Here is a 15,387-nt window from a genome sequence, read left to right as displayed (position 1 = left end):
TCCGTTTGCGCCTTATCTGATCGGGAGAAGATGCAATTGCGGGTGGCGATGAACGACGTCGACGGCAGCGACAGACAGGGGGCGACCGCTGATGCCCGGCTCGCGGCAATTGTCGATTCCTCCTTCGATGCCATCATCAGCAAGGACCTGAACAGCATCATCCAAAGCTGGAACCATGCGGCGGAACGCATGTTCGGCTATACCGCCGAGGAGGCGATCGGCCAATCCATCCTCATGCTCATTCCTGATCACCTCAAGAACGAGGAAATCGAGATCATCAGCAAGATTCGCAGCGGCGACCGGGTAGCGAGCTTTGAGACGACGCGCAAGCGCAAGGATGGCATGCTGATTTCCGCCTCGCTGACGATTTCGCCGATCAAGAACGACAATGGCGAGATCATCGGCGCCTCGCAGATCGCCCGCGATATTTCCGCCGCCAAGGAGAGCGAGCGCCGCATCAGGCTGCTGATGCGGGAGGTCAACCATCGCGTCAAGAACCAGTTCGCGGTCATCCTGTCGATGGTCAGGGAGACCAGCAAGCGCTCGACCGATCCAGGCGAGTTCGAGGAGTTGATCCGCGCCCGCATCATGGCGCTGTCGCGGTCGCACGATCTGCTCGTCACCTCGGAATGGGCGGGGGCGAGCCTGTTCGATCTGATCCAGGAGCATCTCAAGCCCTTCGGTCTCGAGGAGCAGATCCTGCTCTCCGGCCCGGTCCTGACGCTGCAGTCGAACGCGGTACAGAACCTCGGCATGGCCTTCCACGAACTGGGCACGAACTCGTCCAAATATGGCGCGCTGGGCAGCGAAGGCGGCCGGGTGGAGATCACCTGGACAATCGACTCCGGGACGCAAAACCCCGGCTCCGTCGGCGAGCGTGAATTCCAGTTGACCTGGGAGGAGACGTCGACGCCGCATCCCGGCGACCGGCGGGACCAGACCACGCGCAAGGGGTTCGGCACCGTCGTGTTGCAGCGTGTGGCGCCGCAGTCGCTGGGCGGTTCCGCCATTCTGGAGCGGTCGCCCGGCTATCTCAAATGGCGGCTGAGCGCGCCCTTGGCATCCATCGTCGTGGCGCAGATCGGTAGCGAGGCTGACGGCGTTTCGCCGGGTTCCGGCATCTAGGGCGATCCGCCGGTCCGGAATGCCGCCCAAATCCGTGGCCCAAAATCCGTGTCAGCTCGACCTACTCGACCAGGATATGGGCTTCGCGCGCGGCCTCGACAAAAGCCTCCCTGGCGACGTCGGGGGGCACGTCGCCGCTCGTTGCGCGGCGGCAGGCGCGCAGCGCGGACTGATGTTTCAGGCTGCCGGCATCGCGCCAATGTGTCGTCAGCAACTCGATGGCCTGTTGTGTGTTGGACAGGTTGCGGGTGGCTCCGGTAACGCCGACCGAAACCACGACGGGCTTGGAGAACCACGCGGTTTGCATTGGAACCTGGACCCTGTTGCAGGCATGGAACGTGTTTGGCCGCGCGAGGTTTCATTGCCGCCGATCACTGTAGCGTGAACTCTCCGGCATCTCCCGGCGAAACGATGCCTAGAGGATGTTGGTCGTCACCTCGACGACAATCGCGGCGCCTTCCAGTCCGCCGTTGGGAACATGCACGACGCGCGAGACCCTGAGATCCTGTGGGCTTCCGTCGACCGACAGGGAAACGCTCTCGCCAATCCGCGGCACAGCCTGGAAAGTGGCGTTGGTGGCGTCAGGCCGGTTGTCGATGGATATGCGGCAGTTGACGGTCATGGAAATGTCTCCTTTGTCTGGCCATGCCGGTCGTTAACGTCGGGTCCCTGAAATGGTTTCAGGAGGGCCGGGTCAAACCCGAGAGCCCGCCGATGCCTATCCGCCAACTGGCGACGTTGGTCGCGGCGCGGCGGCTTCGGCATCCGGACTTGTCGTTGCTGGCGGGCTTCTAAAGCGCGTCGCGTCGAAACGGATTCATGCGACGCGCTTTAGGTCCTTATTTTGATGCATGTCGTTCCCCCAAAACCGAGGTCACTTTTGGGCGACATGCATTAGTTGCTGGCTCTCGGAACGAAATAGTTGGTGGTGACCGCATCGCTGCCGGTTCCCCGCGTGACTTGAACCGCGGCATAGCCTTCCGGTGGAATCGAGCCAGTCGCCGTCTGGTCGACCTGCTTGCATCGGCCGACCATTTCGCCGTTCGGCCAGGGTGCCAATCTGGCTTCAAGTGCCGCTTGGCATTCCTCCATCGATGAATAGACGACCGGGCGCGACTCCGTGGGCCGACAGAGCGATGCGCTGCATGAAAGCATCACCATCACCGCCACGGTTCCCGGATCCATGGAATTCTCCTGTTGGCCGACAATGAACGCGCAACAGGCCGCGAGGTTTCATGCGGGCCCAGCGCGCCGCGACGGCTAGAGTCAAGCACGAGGTCTGATAGCGCACTCACGTTTTGCAAAGGCCCAGCGCCTCGGTCTCCGGGCCTTTGGGTAGAGGAAATGCTGGGAACGTCAAAGGCCGAACGAGGGTATCGTCCAAGCGTTTTCGTACCCAAGGTGCGGCTTGGCATTCGTTGCGTCAGTCTGGGTTGATGTTCCCGTTGCAGTGCAGTCCAATTTTGCCGCCACTGACGCCTTGATCGACAAACAAGCACATGCCTTGGCAGCAGTGACTGTTGCCTTTTTTCCATGCGCCGCAGCGACACTCGACCCGGCGAGGACAAGCGCCAGGCAAACGAAGGCGATCTTCATGAGGATCTCCTATTTTAGGGTTGGCTAATTTAACGTTAACGTAACGTTAACTGGCCGTCAATCGCGAGCGAGGTCCTGGGGCGGAAGCCACCTTCCTCCTGCCCGGCAGGATCACGGCCGGTTCCTTACCTGTCCCGGATTGAGTCCGAATTGATGGGAGAGAATCGGGAGCGACCCGACCTGATTCCGTCCACGCCAGTCGCTCGGGATTAACTGCTTGGTTCCCGCTCATGGGCTCGAACCACGATTCACGCCTTCAAAGGGCGCTGTCCTACCATTAGACGAAGCGGGAAAGGCTGGACGTTATGGCGCCCAGGCAGCTTGCGGTCAATTCGGGAAATTGTTGACCGGCTCTTCGCAGCGATAGACCGGGCAGTCGCCATCGCGGGACGGGACATAGGCCGACATCGGCACCTCAGGCCAGTCGCACTCATTGCCGAATTGCCTGACATAGCGGTCATAGGTGTTGCGGCCGGTGGTCAGCACCACGGCGCGATGGCTCTGGATCATGGCCCGGATCTCGCCGCAGCCCATGGTGCGGCTGTCGGGGCGGGCATCGGCCAGACCGGTCGTCGCGAGCACGGCGCCGATGGCCGTCACCAGGGTCAGAACGCGAGCGGACATGACGGTTCTCTTTGCTTCGACAAAATTGCACAGGCGGCCGGTTCGGATTCGCACTGGAACGGCCGCTTGCATTGTCGCACACAACCCCTTTCGTGTCCTTTGGTTCCGCGACAGGCCGTACGGCGCGCGCGTTCGGGCGCGGCGGCCGCGACCATGGTTTCGAGGCGTGTCCGCGCATGCCCGATCCTTTCCGGCTTGGTGAACCCGAAGGCAAGTCTACATCGGAAGAATCAGCCGGCTGATCCGGGGTGCCCGTCGCGGTGGTTAACCGGCGCCAGCCTCGACCTCGCCGAAGAAATCGATCAGCGCGCCAGCCGTTTGCCCGGGCGCTTCCTCGGGGAAGAAATGTCCGCCTGACATCGCGCGGCCACGCACGTCGTCGGCCCAGTTCCGCCATAGCGCCAGCGGTCCGCCTTCGCCGGCATACCATTCGGCGAGCGCGCCTTGCCCGCTCCACAAGGCCAGCACCGGGCAGGCGATGCGCCGGCAGGCGGCTTTGTCCGCCCGGTCGTGGTCGCGGTCGAGCGTTGCCGCCGCCCGGTATTCCTCGCAGATCGCGTGGATGTGGGCGGGGTCGCGCAAGGCATCGACATAGGCCTGGCGGATGCCGGCTGGAAAGACATCGGGCGGCGAACCCCAGCCGCCCAGCGCATTGTCGACGATGGCGTCGGCGGCGCCCGCCAGGATCTTTTCCGGCAAGGGCTCGGGCTGCGCCAGCAAGGACCACGGCCAGTAGCCGAGGGCCAGCCGGGCATCCGCCCGGTCCCAGGCGTCGGCCGTGGGCACGATGTCGAGCACGGCGAGTTTTTCGACGCGGTCGGGATGGTCGAGGGCCAGGCGGTAGGCGACACGCCCGCCGCGGTCATGGCCGGCGACCATGAAGGAGGTAAAGCCGAGTTTGGCCATCATCGCCACCATGTCCGATGCCATGGCCCGCTTGGCATAGGGCGCATGAGCGGCGGCCGACGGCGGGCAGGCGCTGCGGCCATAGCCGCGCAGGTCGGCGCATATGACGGTGAAACGCTCGGCGAGCACCGGTGCGATATCGCGCCACATCAGATGGGTTTGCGGAAAGCCGTGCAGCAAAAGCACCGCCGGTCCGGCACCGGCGCGGCGCACGAAAATGCCGGCGTCCCCGATGTCGACGTTTATGGCTTGGAACTGCTCGAACATAGCTGGCCTCCGGCACAGGCAACGACTGGAGGACGGGGTTGGTTGCAGCGCCTTTCGTGCAAGCACCGACCCCGACGGGCCGGTCCCGGGAATAGGCCTCTTCGCCAATTCATCGGGCCAACCTTTTGAGCCGACGGGCGTTGTCTCCATGAAGGGAAGGCCGCCGCGGGCGGCCATTCAACGAAGGAGGCCGAGATGAAACCTCTCGCCATTGCATCATGCGCCGCGATGCTGGCCCTGGCGGTGCCGGCAGCGGCTCAGACGGATCAACAGATACCGAACCAGCAGACCGACAAATGCCGGGCACAAACGGATCAGGGCGGCAAGCAGCAGCCCGGCGGCGGCGACCTCAGCGAAAAGCTCAACGATTGCGGCGGCGTGCTGAAGCCGCCGCCCACCGGCGACCAGGGCATGGCCGCGCCGGCGCCCGACGAAGGTAATACGCCGATAATCAAGCCGGGCGAAGTGCCGCCCCAGCCGCCGAAGCAGTAGAGCTGGTCAGACGACATCGTCATCGAGGCAGCCGAACCTCGCAGATCAGGAACAATGATCGAACCTGGTTGTGGACTTTGCTTGACTTACCTGACCAGGAGGCCGGCGTGATCGCAGAGCGCGGTGAAGGCCTCCTGCCCCTGTGCCACGCCTTCATTGTTCTGCAGCGCCGACTCGATCTTTTCGCGCGCGGCTTGGTAGAAAGGGCCGCGCTTGGCTTGTGGCCAGTCGATCAGGATTTCACTGGCGTCCTGGAGCGTGGCCACCTCACGGATCGTGTCCGACCCATGCGGCTTGACCCGCAGCGGCGTCGACAGCATCAAATCCGCCATTTTATTTCCCGCTATTGGAGGATGCGCGCTTCGCGCGCGGCGTCGATCATCGCCCGCATCGCCTTTTCCGGCGGCGCCCAGCCATCCAGGGCATCGCGGCAGCTGCGCAGTGCCGCCCGGTAGCGCCGGCCTTGGCCGGCCGGCCAGTCACCAAGGCACTCCAGCCCCTCCCAGGCGCTGCGCACCACGCGCTCCTGCTCAGGGGCGAATTTCAGGCGGATCGGTCGGGGAAACATCTTATCGTTCAACAGTCGTCTCCATGAATTGTGCATGTGAGCAGAAGCCGACATGCACCGAGGAAGCGGCGGATAACGTGGCCGACAGGAGAGGGTTCCAGGCCCCGACGATCAATTTTCAATCTCGCTTTCAGTCGCGCGCGACGGCGTCCGACAATGGCCTGGGCGCGGGCAGATCCGCGGCCTGCGCCCGCGGCCGGTCATGCTCGAACTGCTCGGCGCCGGGCAAGGCATGCAGCCAGGCTTCGCGCCGGCCGGTCCACAATTCATATTGCGGTGCCAGGTCCGTCGGCGCGACGTCGAGGCTGCCGAGCATCACCTCGGCTTCGTTGTCGTCGACCCAGGCGACGCGGCTGCCGCAGGTCGGGCAAAAGCTGCGTGTGCCGTATCTGGCCACTTGGCCCGATGTCTCGAAAGCATCGCGCGGCCAGATGGCAAAGGCCGAATAGACCGAACCGCCCGCCTTGCGGCAGTCCTTGCAGTGGCAGAGGCCGACCCGGGACGGCTGGCCGGTGACGACGAACTGCACGCCGCCGCACAGGCAGCTGCCGGTCCTGCGTGTTGTCTCGGACATGGTCGCGGCCCCTCCCTTTTTCGCCAGTCTGGCTTCGTCAGTTTGGCTTCGTCAGTTTGGCATGCCGCGGGCCGGGCGGGACAGATGCTCGTCTGCCATTTCGTTGGCCAGGATGAGAAACCGGGAAAAAGACATCCTGTTCACCGTACCGCCGGGCCCGGTTGACGCGGCCCGCAGCATCCTCCAACGCGACGCCGGCGAAATGGTTGCCGCCTCGCGGCCGCCTTCTTCTATCCGCGCGCGGCCATGTGGTTGTCGAGCTTCTTGCGCGAGGGGCCGTAGCGCTTGATGATGGTCTGCGCCTCGCTCTGCGGAATGCCGTATTTGCGCGCGAAGGCGGCGACCTCGTAAGTCTCCTCGCTCGAGACCAGCTTGCGGTCCTGTTTGGTCTTCGATTTGTCGTCGGGCATGTCGGGCCTCACTTTCTGTAAGCCGCATGGTCGCGCGGACGCCTGGATGTCGCGGTCAGACATAACACGGATCGGCCATGCTGGTTCCATGGCGGGTGGCGGTGACCGCAGGGCACTTGCCGCCGGCCCCGGTTCATGCCGACGGAGCGGCCGGGTCGGCGCCGTGGCTGCCGGGCGCCCCGCACTCGGCGCAGCGCGCGCTGGCGCCGGGGCAGCCGCGGGAATGCGTGCCGGCGGGACAACAAAGGCCGTTCGAACTCGCCCAATGCGGGCACTGGAAAACCTGTCCGGTGCCGGCGCAGCCATCGCACTCCAGGACCGGCGACCGGACCAGATAGGACTTCGTCCCCAACCTGACGCTTGCGCCCAAAACTCGACCCACCCAAAATTACTGCACGGAACACGCCGTGCATTACAGCATGTCGCGGCGAATAGGATTCGCCTGACCTGCTGTAAGCTTCTGATTTTATGCATGTCGTTATCCCGGAACCCAGGACACTTCCGGGCGACATGCATTAGCCCCAGCTAACAATATCATGTTGCCGGTTACGGACAAGTTTCAGGATCGTTAATTGTTCGTGAACGCCCGGCGCGTGTCGCGGCGGCCGGCAAACCGAGAGAAAAATCGCTGGCTGATGTCGGATCCGCGCGCGGCGGCGCGTCCTTGGGGCTGATGAAACTGGAGGAATACAACCATGCCGTCGCAAATCACACAATCGCCCTGGCAGACCGCGGCTCTTCTCGTCGCCCGCCTGATCTTCGCCGCCGTCTTCCTGATGGCGGTGACCTTCAAGTTCATGGGCATGGAGGCCACGGCGGGTTATATCGCGGCTGCCGGTTTCCCGTTCCCGCTCTTCCTCGCATGGTGTGCCGCGATCCTGGAGGTTGCGCTGGTGCTGTGTTTCCTCAGCGGCGCCTTCTTCACGCAGGCCGCGCTGGTCGCCGCCGCCTATGTGCTGTTCCTGGCCCTGGCCTTCCACGGACCCAGCCACTGGGCCGGCAACCAGGCCGAATTCGGCTTCTTCGTCGACCATTTTTCGTTCCTGGCCGGACTGCTTTTCGCGGCGGTCCATGGACCGGGAAGAATTTTGGCGCTGAACCTGGGATGGCCGGGCAGGGCATGAGAAGCCCGCCCGGGGCAGGGCCTAGCGGCCCGCCCGGGGCAGGGCTTAAGAGCCCGCCCGGGGCAGGGCATAAGAAGCCCGCCAGGCGAGGCGTGAGGAGCCTTCACATCTGGTCGTTATAAGGCTCCTTCATCTGGCCGACCATGCGGGCCAGCTTCGAAAAGGACGGCATGTCCGCCTCCGGCTGGCACTGGTTGGCAAGTTCCAGCAGCCGGATCGGGAAGTTGACGGCGTCGCGGCTCGACGCCGACATGCCTCCGGACCGCTCTTCGCCGGTTTCCAAGGCCTCGGCCTTGCGGAGCGCGATGTCGATCTCTTCCGATGTCAGCACCCCCTTTTTGACCAGGACGTGGTTGATCGAGGCGACGGCCATCAGCAGGCCCTCGAGTTGCAGATTGGCGACGTTCATGGCGATTGCTCCAGTGGCTTGGTTCCAAACGCGCGAGCGGCATTTCCGATCCGACGTGGAGAAGCGCCACGGCCTTTTGGCGACATGCGTCTACTCCTCCGTCAGGCGCTCGCCATATTCGCGCCACAGCGCCCTGACCTCCAGGCTGCCGAGGCGCGGGATCGAGGGGTCGCCGCAATCTATGGCAACGGTGCCGATGTCGTAATTGGGGTAAGCGCCGGCGACGAAGCGGATTGCTTCGCCAAGCGAGTGCACCCGGATGATCGGATCCGCCTGGCCCTGGCCAGTGCTGCGCACACCGGAAACCGTGGCCGGAGCGTGCCGCATCCTGAAGACGGATGCCATGGCTGGTCTGTCCATCGTCCTCTCCACAAGGCCGTGCGACGGGAATCATTCCATGAGCTGCCGCTGATGATTTCACAGGAGCCGGCTGATGAAAAGCCGGATGGCCAATTGTGAATTTTTTCCTAGAACCATTGACCGGTTGAGGGCAGCCATGCTATAAATTTGTCCATGGTGCTGATTTGCGCCAGCGACCCGCCACCGAGGCGGGTTTTTGTTTTTTGGCGCCATGCCAGGGGACGTTGCCGCGGTTGCGAATTTGAATGCCGGCGGGACAGCGCCCCCCTCTGGCCTGCCGGCCATCTCCCCTCTTGGGGGGAGATCAGATACAATCGCGACCTTCGCCAACCGCCTGCGCTCCAGGACTGGGCGAGGCGTCCAACCTGCCAATCTCCCCCCAAGAGGGGGAGATGTCCGGCAGGACAGAGGGGGGCGCCGTAGAGCGCTACCTCCGCGAGATGCGAGACAACCCATGACACGCTACGCCACCATCATCACCGGCGACGACGGCCTTGAGGTCGTCAGCGCCATCGGCGAATTCGAAGGGGCGGCGCCTCGGGCGCGCCTCGGCCGTGTCGAAGCGGTTGCGCCCGGCATGGTGCGGGATGCGGTGGGCGGTTTCTGTTTTCCGCAAGCAGGCATCGACAGCCGCGCTGTCGGTCTTGTCATGGCCAGGCTCAAGGCGCGAGCCAATGCTGCAAAACCAGCAAGCGCGGCAAAACCCAGCACGGCAAGGCAGAAGGCTGCCAAGCGGACCAGGAAGAAATCCGCCCGCTCGAGAAAGCCGGCCAGGCGGGCCAAGCAGGCGCTGCCGGAAGCTGCCGCCGGTGATACCAATGCCGTGGTGCAGATCCATGACTGACGAAACCGGGCCGTCGCGCGCCAAGGCAAGGTGGGTAAAGCGCAAACCCGTCAGCTCGCCAGCCACGAAGAGACCTCGCCCGAAGCGGACGAAGAAGACGCTGGGCGACGATTTTCTCACCGCCGTGCGGGCCGATTTCCGCATCCACGGCGCCGGTGTCCTCGCCGAGGTGCGCACCGAGAAGCCGGACCAGTATCTCAAGATCGTGCTTTCGGTACTGCCCAAGGACATCGATGTCGCCATCAACCAACTGGACATGCTGAGCGATGAGGACATTCGCAACCGAATCCGCGCCCTCGAAGCCATCCTCCGGCCGTTCCTCGACGCCGATCCCGGCGCCGCTGATGCCGGCGAGCGCGGAATATCTGGCGCTGCTGGCGGAGCTTGACCGCCGCCAGCGCGCAAACCAGCTCGCCGCCTACAAGCCGTATCTGACGCTGCCCGTGGTCCAGTATGCCCGCGCCACCGGGCTGCCGCTGGCCAGTGACGAAACGACAACGCTGGCGGCTGCTTTCCTCATCGGCGTCTGCGCCATGTGGATCTCGGATATATTGTTTGAGGTGATTGTGCGGAAGTTCAGGCCAGCGGCGGAGGAGTGATCCCGGGCTTTGCCCGGCGTTGAGAATCCGCGGCTCGGTCGAGCCAAAGCCCGCCTTGGCTCGCGCCAAGGCGGGCTTTTTGCGTTTGTGGCTGCTCGACGGCAGTTGCTATATCCCAATGCAAGGCTGCCGAGTTCGTGGCGGCACTGGTCCGGCACAGGCTTGTGGATGCAGATTGAGAGATATGACGGGGACCGCGAGGCGCTGCTGTCGCTGTTTGCCCTTGCCGACGATTCGGCCATGCAGATCTCCCGCTATATCGATGAGGGCGAGGTGCTGGTTGCTCGCGAGGGCGGCGAAATCGTCGGTCATGCGCAGATCATCGATACAGGCGATACCGGCGCCTTCGAACTCAAGAGCATCGCCGTCACTCAAGCGCGGCAAGGTGAGGGACTGGGCAGGCTTCTCGTGGCCGCGGCAATCACTCGCTGCCGCGAGCGCGGGGGCCAGCGCCTGATTGTCTCGACGGCAAGCTGCGACATTGGCAATCTGCGCTTCTACCAATTGCAGGGCTTTCGGATGAGCCGGATCGTGCGGGACGCTTTCGGACCGTCGACCGGCTATCCCGAAGGTATGCTCGTGGATGGCATCCCGCTGCGCGACCAGGTGGTCTTCGAATATGACCTCGGCGCCGATTGAGGATGGCGGATGCCCACCTGCGTTGCAGTGCCATTAGACTAGCGACAGCCATCGCAAGACTAGCGACAGCCATCGCAGACAATCAATAGCCCGCTCCGGTTCGCCGGGCGGCTATTTTGCGTTTCGGCCAGATACCTTGGCAAGTCCTAAGCCAGGATGTTCACGGCGCGGGCCGCGACCAGCGCGATCGTCAGCAGCGAGATCATCGCCTCGGCCATCATCAGCAGCTTGGCGCGTTGGGAGAGCGGCAATGTGTCGGTTGGCGAAAACGCGGTCGCATTGGTGAAGGCGAGGAAGAAATAGTCGACGAAGCCCGGCAGCCAGTCGCGGATCTCGCGGTCGCTCAGGGTCATTTGCGGAAACAGGAAATCGGCATGGGCGCGTGTGACGAGGCCACAGGTCGGCGGCCCGCCCCGGTCGGTGCTCCAGAACCACAAGGCAAAGACGATCACGTTGGTGACCCAGATGTTGAGCGCGTCGACCAGCAGCGTCTGGCCGCTGGAGCCCGCATGGCCGGCCAGCAAGGCACGCACCAGAAGCGCCAGCGAGCCGCAATTCATGACGCTGACGAGGCCGGTCATCACCAGGGCCGTCCTGCGGATCATGACGCGAAACCGGCCAACCAAATACCAGTGCTCCTCCTCGACCGCCTTCTGGGTGGCGACCTGCGTCCAGGCGGTGGCTACGGACAGGGGTACGAGCAGGGCGGCCTCCAGCGCCGGCGCCAGCCAGCGGGGGCCGAACGAAAGATCGTTGATGACCAGAAGCTGCAGGCAGATGATGACAAGGACCGCCGCGCGCGCCAGCCAGAAGTCGAGCGCGCGGTGGTGGATGACGGCATGCTGGTGACGCATCGAGTATCCGGGATGTTCAAGTGGGATCAGTGTGCGGGCTGTTCTGCCCGGCGACGGCAGTGAGAGACCGTAGATCCCGCTCAATCTTGGTCTTGCAATGACCTGCAAGTATACTTTTTTGTAAGCTTTGATGTTTGGGGCTGTTCGGCAAACCAGGCGATGTGGTCTAAGCGCCGCATGGCGGGAATTGACGACTCCATCGATCGTTGGATGCCGGCAGGGCTGCCTGCCGTGGAACTGGACTCGTCGTCGGTCTGGTCCGCCCTGCTTCGGCACCCCTGGGGTTTGCTGGCGCTTTTGTGCCTGGCGCAGACCCTGTGCTGGACGGTGGTGCCAACACTCATCAATCCCGCACCGCCCGGTGATGTCGTGGAAGGCTTCATGTGGGGCCGCGAATGGGTGCTTTTAACCTACAAGCATCCGCAACTGCCCGGCTGGCTGCTCGAGACCAGCCATCTTCTGACCGGATCGTTCCGCTGGCCGCAATATCTGCTCGCTCAGCTGACGATTTCGGCCACCTTCGTCCTGGTCTATCTGCTGGCCCGCGACATGCTCGGACAACGGCGCGCGCTGGCTGCCGTGCTTTTGATGCCATCGATATATTTCTTCGGCTGGCCGACGCCGCAATTCAATCACGACTATGCGCAGATGCCGTTCTGGGCCGCGATCTGCTGGCTGTTGTGGCGCGCCGGCCGCGGCGACGGGCCAGGCTGGTGGCTGGCGCTCGGACTGGTGTCCGGCGTCGGGCTCTACGCCAAGTTCTCTACCGGCCTGCTGCTCGCCTTCGGCGCTCTCTGGCTGCTGTACGAGCCGCGCGCGCGCAGCCGGCTGGCGACACCCTGGCCATGGCTTGGCCTGGCCGTTTTTCTCGTGGTCGCCGCGCCGCTGGCCATCGCACTCTACCGCATGGATTTCCTGCCGCTGACCTATTTCGCCGGCCGCGATGCGTGGGTGAGCGAGCACCGTGCGCGCCTCTACTATATCGGCGTCCAGATCGCCGGGTTTTCCGGCTTTCTCCTGGTGTTGGCGCTATCAGGGCTCTTGCGGCGCTCACCAGCCCCGCAAGAGCCGGTCGAGCGCGGCACGCTCGTCTATCTCCTATGGATGGGGCTTGGGCCCGCGGCGCTGGTCATGGTGGCCTCGCTGTTCACCGGCGCCGGCGAGGCCTGGGGCGCGCCGATGTACAATCTTGTCGGCATCGTAGCGTTGGCCTTTCTCGGTCACCGGCTCGGCGCCGTCGAGATGCGAAAGCTGGCGATCTGCGCCTTCATCTGCATCGTCACCATGTCGGGTGCCTATGCGGCAATCCGCTGGACGGACTGCAATTTGCGCGGGCGCATGGACGCCGTCTGCTGGCCCGCGCAGCCGATCTCGGACGAGGCCGAGGCAGTCTGGCACGCGGCGGCGCCCGGTCAGCTCGACATCGTCGGTGGCGACACCAATCTTGCCATGCTGGCGGGCCTCAATGCCTATGACCAGCCGTCGATCTTCACCGACCTCGATATGCGGTTCGCACCCTGGATCACGAGGCAGCGGTTGCGCGACCATGGCATGCTGATGATTTGGCGTGGTCGTGGCGTGCCGCCACAGTTGCGGGCATGGTTGGACAACATCCCGGTCAAGACGGTTCTTTTCAACTGGTCGCGCGCGGCGCCGCCGGTAGCGATCAGTTTTGCCGCCATTCCGCCTGGTATGCGATATCTGCCGGTCTCCGCCAGCAGCCGAACCCGGCATCCGCGCGTCTAAGGCGGGCAATGTCATGCGCCGGTTCGTTAGGGCCGCCTTCCATCGGTATGACCGAATGGCCGCTCGTCTGACTGGACGAACCAGGCGACAATGCCCATTTATGGGGATATCCAAATTTGTTGTCGCGCAATTCCTCGGGGAAAGCCGCTACACTTTTCCTGGGATTGCCTTTTGAGGAGACGTTACATGGCGACTTCGAGCGAACGTGCAGTGCTTGCCGGTGGCTGCTTCTGGGGCATGCAGGATCTGATCCGGCGCTTCCCGGGCGTCCTCGCCACCCGTGTCGGCTACAGCGGCGGCGACGTGCCGAACGCCACCTATCGCAATCATGGCACGCATGCCGAAGCCATCGAGATCACCTTCGATCCGGGGAAAATCAGCTTCCGCCAGCTTCTGGAATTCTTCTTCCAGATCCACGATCCGACGACGCGCAACCGTCAGGGCAACGATGTCGGCATGAGCTATCGCTCGGCAATCTACTACACCAGCGAGGAGCAGAAGCGTGTGGCGGAGGACACCATCGCCGATGTCGATGCCTCCGGCCTGTGGCCCGGCAAGGTTGTCACCGAGCTCGCGCCGGTCGGTGCGTTCTGGGAGGCCGAGCCCGAGCACCAGGATTATCTGGAGAAATATCCCAACGGCTACACCTGCCATTTCATCAGGCCAAGCTGGAAACTGCCGGTTCGCGAAAAGGCAGTTTCATAAGATTTTTTGGCGGCGGGCAGAAGCTCCCGCTGGTTGCCACAAGACCATATCAATAGCGGTGTTAACCACCGTCCGGCGGTTGACAGTTCGAATCGGCGCGAGGGGTGCCGCCGGCCGGTCGTGGCGGACACTGAAATCGATGCGCATGGAAATCGCGGAACCTCAGTCCGCGATTTCCATGCTTCGAAAACTATTTCCCGCAGTTGCTGTCGTTAACGGTCGGCTCGGTCGCATTGCCATTGGCATCCCTCTGCGCGCCCTGCGGGTTGTTCGGGCAATTCTGGTCCGCGTTGGAATTCATGTCACCCGGCGCGATGGTCGTGCTGTTGGTTGCGCCCGGATCGATTGTATTGGGCGAAGCAGGGGTAGTTGGGTCCACAGTGACCGACTTGCCGCTGCCGCCGGGCCGATCCGCGCCGGCTGCGCTATTGCTTTGCGCCATGGCGGATGTTGCAAGGGCAATGGTGAAGGCCGAAGCCGCGAGGATTTTCATAAGCATGGTTTGTCTCCATTTCTATGAATTCATCGCCAGAGCGGTTCACGGGCTTCGCGGAAGCAACTGACCGCTCTATCTCTTTGTTTTGACGCAATTCCGGCCAGAAACCGCTTCACACTTTTCCTGCGATTGCGTCTGGTGGGACAACCCCTCGGCATTGCGAAGGTTTCAGACAAATTTCCGAGCCGGCGGCACCCGGTTGCGTCTGCGCTGGCGCAATGCTTTTGGCGCAGCTTGCTGAAAAAACAGCTTCCCCAACCGATCGAATGGTGCTTTAACGCCGCCATCCACAGGGGTGCTCCGTACGGTCGGGGCTGAGACGGGGGCGGCAAGCCCACAGACCCTAGAAGCTGATCTGGGTAATACCAGCGGAGCGAGGCGGGCGATGTTTTCAGGTGCACAGGTTTCCCTATATCCAATGGCCGACGATTTTGTCGGCGTCATCCTGGGTGCGCTCGGCGCGCTCGATCCGTATCGCGACAAGCTCAGGATCGAGACCGACGACATCTCGACCCTGCTGGTCGGGCCCCCCGAGGTGTTGTTCCCGGCGCTGCGCGACCTTTTCGTGGCTGCGTCCGGCAGCGGCAAGCATTGCGTGCTGTCGGCCACCATTTCGCGTGGCTGTCCGGGGGAGCCGGACGATCCAATCTGCCGCTCCGACACGTTCGGCGGACCCGCCGGGCCACTCGGACCACGCAAGCAAGCGGCCATCACCGCCGTGCGCGGCGCGCCCGCCACTGGCCAGCCAGCGGCGGCGCAGTTCTCGCTCTATGTGATGGGCACGGACGACCACATGGACGAGATCTATGGCTGCATCGATTTCCTGAAGCAGTCCGGCGTCTACGATCGCTCCAAGAATTTCTGCACCAAGCTGCGCGGCGATGCCGGCGCGATCTTCTCGGCGCTCGATGAAGCGTTCTGCCGCTTCGGGCCAGGCGCCGGCCACGTGACCCTCGACGTCACGGTTTCGGCCAACAGTCCCACTGCCGTCTGAACCGCTCGCGCCGAAGCGCGCGCGCCGTCAAGGTTATCCTCTCGTGGTTTCATCG

The 15,387-nt window shown here is 63.6% G+C and carries 24 protein-coding genes, 1 tRNA gene and 1 riboswitch; of the genes, 10 read left to right on the top strand and 15 right to left on the bottom strand.

Annotated elements, in window-relative coordinates:
• Positions 1-30: 30 nt before the first annotated feature.
• Positions 31-1,125, top strand: coding sequence for a sensor histidine kinase (locus O7B34_RS27010; RefSeq protein WP_337148889.1), 1,095 nt, complete (start codon positions 31-33; stop codon positions 1,123-1,125).
• A 61-nt stretch (positions 1,126-1,186) separates the two neighbouring features.
• Here O7B34_RS27010 and O7B34_RS27005 read toward each other — a convergent pair whose 3' ends face one another.
• From O7B34_RS27005 to O7B34_RS26975, 7 genes are all read right to left on the bottom strand, one after another.
• A complete protein-coding gene (locus O7B34_RS27005; protein ID WP_140510650.1) occupies positions 1,187-1,432 on the bottom strand; it encodes a DUF982 domain-containing protein in 246 nt (81 codons plus the stop codon).
• A gap of 108 nt (positions 1,433-1,540) precedes the next feature.
• A complete protein-coding gene (locus O7B34_RS27000) occupies positions 1,541-1,747 on the bottom strand; it encodes a hypothetical protein (RefSeq protein ID WP_337142671.1) in 207 nt (68 codons plus the stop codon).
• Positions 1,748-2,019: 272 nt separating this feature from the next.
• A complete protein-coding gene (locus O7B34_RS26995) occupies positions 2,020-2,310 on the bottom strand; it encodes a hypothetical protein (protein WP_140510654.1) in 291 nt (96 codons plus the stop codon).
• A gap of 171 nt (positions 2,311-2,481) precedes the next feature.
• Complete coding sequence (locus tag O7B34_RS26990) at positions 2,482-2,721, bottom strand: hypothetical protein (protein ID WP_337148888.1); 240 nt, start codon at positions 2,719-2,721, stop codon at positions 2,482-2,484.
• A 218-nt stretch (positions 2,722-2,939) separates the two neighbouring features.
• Positions 2,940-3,013, bottom strand: a tRNA-Gln gene (locus O7B34_RS26985).
• A gap of 35 nt (positions 3,014-3,048) precedes the next feature.
• Positions 3,049-3,345 (bottom strand): hypothetical protein, encoded by a 297-nt coding sequence (locus tag O7B34_RS26980; RefSeq protein WP_337148887.1) that lies wholly within the window; start codon positions 3,343-3,345, stop codon positions 3,049-3,051.
• A gap of 264 nt (positions 3,346-3,609) precedes the next feature.
• Positions 3,610-4,518, bottom strand: coding sequence for an alpha/beta fold hydrolase (locus tag O7B34_RS26975; RefSeq protein WP_337148886.1), 909 nt, complete (start codon positions 4,516-4,518; stop codon positions 3,610-3,612).
• Between the two features lie 195 nt (positions 4,519-4,713).
• Here O7B34_RS26975 and O7B34_RS26970 point away from each other — a divergent pair, with 195 nt between their 5' ends.
• Complete coding sequence (locus O7B34_RS26970; protein ID WP_337148885.1) at positions 4,714-5,010, top strand: hypothetical protein; 297 nt, start codon at positions 4,714-4,716, stop codon at positions 5,008-5,010.
• An 86-nt stretch (positions 5,011-5,096) separates the two neighbouring features.
• On the opposite strand, the gene O7B34_RS26965 is transcribed toward O7B34_RS26970, so the two are convergent.
• The 4 genes from O7B34_RS26965 to O7B34_RS26950 form a co-directional block, all read right to left on the bottom strand.
• Complete coding sequence (locus O7B34_RS26965) at positions 5,097-5,342, bottom strand: DUF982 domain-containing protein (RefSeq protein ID WP_337148884.1); 246 nt, start codon at positions 5,340-5,342, stop codon at positions 5,097-5,099.
• Positions 5,343-5,353: 11 nt separating this feature from the next.
• A complete protein-coding gene (locus tag O7B34_RS26960) occupies positions 5,354-5,590 on the bottom strand; it encodes a DUF982 domain-containing protein (protein ID WP_337148883.1) in 237 nt (78 codons plus the stop codon).
• Between the two features lie 118 nt (positions 5,591-5,708).
• Complete coding sequence (locus tag O7B34_RS26955; protein ID WP_337148882.1) at positions 5,709-6,152, bottom strand: GFA family protein; 444 nt, start codon at positions 6,150-6,152, stop codon at positions 5,709-5,711.
• A 230-nt stretch (positions 6,153-6,382) separates the two neighbouring features.
• Positions 6,383-6,562 (bottom strand): DUF3606 domain-containing protein, encoded by a 180-nt coding sequence (locus tag O7B34_RS26950; RefSeq protein WP_015317039.1) that lies wholly within the window; start codon positions 6,560-6,562, stop codon positions 6,383-6,385.
• Between the two features lie 695 nt (positions 6,563-7,257).
• Here O7B34_RS26950 and O7B34_RS26945 point away from each other — a divergent pair.
• A complete protein-coding gene (locus O7B34_RS26945; protein ID WP_140713693.1) occupies positions 7,258-7,686 on the top strand; it encodes a DoxX family protein in 429 nt (142 codons plus the stop codon).
• A gap of 103 nt (positions 7,687-7,789) precedes the next feature.
• On the opposite strand, the gene O7B34_RS26940 is transcribed toward O7B34_RS26945, so the two are convergent.
• Both O7B34_RS26940 and O7B34_RS26935 read right to left on the bottom strand, forming a co-directional pair.
• Entirely contained in the window at positions 7,790-8,095 is a 306-nt protein-coding gene (locus tag O7B34_RS26940; protein WP_027141487.1) for a hypothetical protein, read from the bottom strand.
• 90 nt (positions 8,096-8,185) lie between these two features.
• A complete protein-coding gene (locus tag O7B34_RS26935; protein ID WP_140510672.1) occupies positions 8,186-8,455 on the bottom strand; it encodes a hypothetical protein in 270 nt (89 codons plus the stop codon).
• 454 nt (positions 8,456-8,909) lie between these two features.
• Here O7B34_RS26935 and O7B34_RS26930 point away from each other — a divergent pair, with 454 nt between their 5' ends.
• The 4 genes from O7B34_RS26930 (at position 8,910) to O7B34_RS26915 (ending at position 10,537) form a co-directional block, all read left to right on the top strand.
• The gene (locus O7B34_RS26930; RefSeq protein ID WP_337148881.1) at positions 8,910-9,299 is read left to right on the top strand and encodes a hypothetical protein; all 390 of its coding nucleotides are present in this window, start codon (positions 8,910-8,912) and stop codon (positions 9,297-9,299) included.
• Entirely contained in the window at positions 9,292-9,687 is a 396-nt protein-coding gene (locus tag O7B34_RS26925; RefSeq protein WP_337148880.1) for a hypothetical protein, read from the top strand. Before O7B34_RS26930 ends, O7B34_RS26925 begins: the two co-directional genes overlap by 8 nt.
• Entirely contained in the window at positions 9,644-9,898 is a 255-nt protein-coding gene (locus O7B34_RS26920) for a hypothetical protein (RefSeq protein WP_337148879.1), read from the top strand. The genes O7B34_RS26925 and O7B34_RS26920 overlap by 44 nt, the downstream gene beginning before the upstream one ends.
• Before the next feature lie 168 nt (positions 9,899-10,066).
• Positions 10,067-10,537 carry a GNAT family N-acetyltransferase gene (locus O7B34_RS26915; protein WP_337148877.1) on the top strand — a complete coding sequence of 157 codons (471 nt, stop codon included), beginning with the start codon at positions 10,067-10,069 and terminating at the stop codon, positions 10,535-10,537.
• A 146-nt stretch (positions 10,538-10,683) separates the two neighbouring features.
• Here O7B34_RS26915 and O7B34_RS26910 read toward each other — a convergent pair whose 3' ends face one another.
• Positions 10,684-11,391 carry a hypothetical protein gene (locus tag O7B34_RS26910; protein WP_140510677.1) on the bottom strand — a complete coding sequence of 236 codons (708 nt, stop codon included), beginning with the start codon at positions 11,389-11,391 and terminating at the stop codon, positions 10,684-10,686.
• Positions 11,392-11,568: 177 nt separating this feature from the next.
• Here O7B34_RS26910 and O7B34_RS26905 point away from each other — a divergent pair, with 177 nt between their 5' ends.
• Complete coding sequence (locus O7B34_RS26905; RefSeq protein ID WP_337148875.1) at positions 11,569-13,137, top strand: glycosyltransferase family 39 protein; 1,569 nt, start codon at positions 11,569-11,571, stop codon at positions 13,135-13,137.
• Between the two features lie 186 nt (positions 13,138-13,323).
• Positions 13,324-13,842, top strand: a complete 519-nt coding sequence (gene msrA / locus O7B34_RS26900; RefSeq protein ID WP_337148873.1) for a peptide-methionine (S)-S-oxide reductase MsrA — start codon at positions 13,324-13,326, stop codon at positions 13,840-13,842.
• Between the two features lie 190 nt (positions 13,843-14,032).
• Here the strand turns inward: msrA and O7B34_RS26895 are convergent, their stop codons facing one another.
• Positions 14,033-14,341, bottom strand: a complete 309-nt coding sequence (locus tag O7B34_RS26895) for a hypothetical protein (protein ID WP_337148871.1) — start codon at positions 14,339-14,341, stop codon at positions 14,033-14,035.
• Positions 14,342-14,619: 278 nt separating this feature from the next.
• A riboswitch (TPP riboswitch) is annotated at positions 14,620-14,733 on the top strand.
• On the opposite strand from O7B34_RS26895, the gene O7B34_RS26890 reads away from it, so the two are divergent.
• A complete protein-coding gene (locus tag O7B34_RS26890; RefSeq protein WP_337148870.1) occupies positions 14,724-15,332 on the top strand; it encodes a YkoF family thiamine/hydroxymethylpyrimidine-binding protein in 609 nt (202 codons plus the stop codon). (Overlaps the previous riboswitch by 10 nt.)
• Positions 15,333-15,387 lie beyond the last annotated feature (55 nt).

This window comes from Mesorhizobium sp. Cs1299R1N3 (assembly GCF_037179625.1).
Taxonomy (GTDB): Bacteria; Pseudomonadota; Alphaproteobacteria; order Rhizobiales; family Rhizobiaceae; genus Mesorhizobium; species Mesorhizobium salmacidum.
This window is presented reverse-complemented; position numbering and strand designations above follow the sequence as displayed.

What these genes read in the sequence shown, in the direction of transcription:
- O7B34_RS27010 (WP_337148889.1), top strand. Translation starts at nt 31, where the DNA reads ATGCAATTGCGGGTGGCGATGAACGACGTCGACGGCAGCGACAGACAG.
- O7B34_RS27005 (WP_140510650.1), bottom strand. Translation starts at nt 1,432, where the DNA reads ATGCAAACCGCGTGGTTCTCCAAGCCCGTCGTGGTTTCGGTCGGCGTT.
- O7B34_RS27000 (WP_337142671.1), bottom strand. Translation starts at nt 1,747, where the DNA reads ATGACCGTCAACTGCCGCATATCCATCGACAACCGGCCTGACGCCACC.
- O7B34_RS26995 (WP_140510654.1), bottom strand. Translation starts at nt 2,310, where the DNA reads ATGGATCCGGGAACCGTGGCGGTGATGGTGATGCTTTCATGCAGCGCA.
- O7B34_RS26990 (WP_337148888.1), bottom strand. Translation starts at nt 2,721, where the DNA reads ATGAAGATCGCCTTCGTTTGCCTGGCGCTTGTCCTCGCCGGGTCGAGT.
- O7B34_RS26980 (WP_337148887.1), bottom strand. Translation starts at nt 3,345, where the DNA reads ATGTCCGCTCGCGTTCTGACCCTGGTGACGGCCATCGGCGCCGTGCTC.
- O7B34_RS26975 (WP_337148886.1), bottom strand. Translation starts at nt 4,518, where the DNA reads ATGTTCGAGCAGTTCCAAGCCATAAACGTCGACATCGGGGACGCCGGC.
- O7B34_RS26970 (WP_337148885.1), top strand. Translation starts at nt 4,714, where the DNA reads ATGAAACCTCTCGCCATTGCATCATGCGCCGCGATGCTGGCCCTGGCG.
- O7B34_RS26965 (WP_337148884.1), bottom strand. Translation starts at nt 5,342, where the DNA reads ATGGCGGATTTGATGCTGTCGACGCCGCTGCGGGTCAAGCCGCATGGG.
- O7B34_RS26955 (WP_337148882.1), bottom strand. Translation starts at nt 6,152, where the DNA reads ATGTCCGAGACAACACGCAGGACCGGCAGCTGCCTGTGCGGCGGCGTG.
- O7B34_RS26950 (WP_015317039.1), bottom strand. Translation starts at nt 6,562, where the DNA reads ATGCCCGACGACAAATCGAAGACCAAACAGGACCGCAAGCTGGTCTCG.
- O7B34_RS26945 (WP_140713693.1), top strand. Translation starts at nt 7,258, where the DNA reads ATGCCGTCGCAAATCACACAATCGCCCTGGCAGACCGCGGCTCTTCTC.
- O7B34_RS26940 (WP_027141487.1), bottom strand. Translation starts at nt 8,095, where the DNA reads ATGAACGTCGCCAATCTGCAACTCGAGGGCCTGCTGATGGCCGTCGCC.
- O7B34_RS26935 (WP_140510672.1), bottom strand. Translation starts at nt 8,455, where the DNA reads ATGGACAGACCAGCCATGGCATCCGTCTTCAGGATGCGGCACGCTCCG.
- O7B34_RS26930 (WP_337148881.1), top strand. Translation starts at nt 8,910, where the DNA reads ATGACACGCTACGCCACCATCATCACCGGCGACGACGGCCTTGAGGTC.
- O7B34_RS26925 (WP_337148880.1), top strand. Translation starts at nt 9,292, where the DNA reads ATGACTGACGAAACCGGGCCGTCGCGCGCCAAGGCAAGGTGGGTAAAG.
- O7B34_RS26920 (WP_337148879.1), top strand. Translation starts at nt 9,644, where the DNA reads ATGCCGGCGAGCGCGGAATATCTGGCGCTGCTGGCGGAGCTTGACCGC.
- O7B34_RS26915 (WP_337148877.1), top strand. Translation starts at nt 10,067, where the DNA reads ATGCAGATTGAGAGATATGACGGGGACCGCGAGGCGCTGCTGTCGCTG.
- O7B34_RS26910 (WP_140510677.1), bottom strand. Translation starts at nt 11,391, where the DNA reads ATGCGTCACCAGCATGCCGTCATCCACCACCGCGCGCTCGACTTCTGG.
- O7B34_RS26905 (WP_337148875.1), top strand. Translation starts at nt 11,569, where the DNA reads ATGGCGGGAATTGACGACTCCATCGATCGTTGGATGCCGGCAGGGCTG.
- msrA (WP_337148873.1), top strand. Translation starts at nt 13,324, where the DNA reads ATGGCGACTTCGAGCGAACGTGCAGTGCTTGCCGGTGGCTGCTTCTGG.
- O7B34_RS26895 (WP_337148871.1), bottom strand. Translation starts at nt 14,341, where the DNA reads ATGCTTATGAAAATCCTCGCGGCTTCGGCCTTCACCATTGCCCTTGCA.
- O7B34_RS26890 (WP_337148870.1), top strand. Translation starts at nt 14,724, where the DNA reads ATGTTTTCAGGTGCACAGGTTTCCCTATATCCAATGGCCGACGATTTT.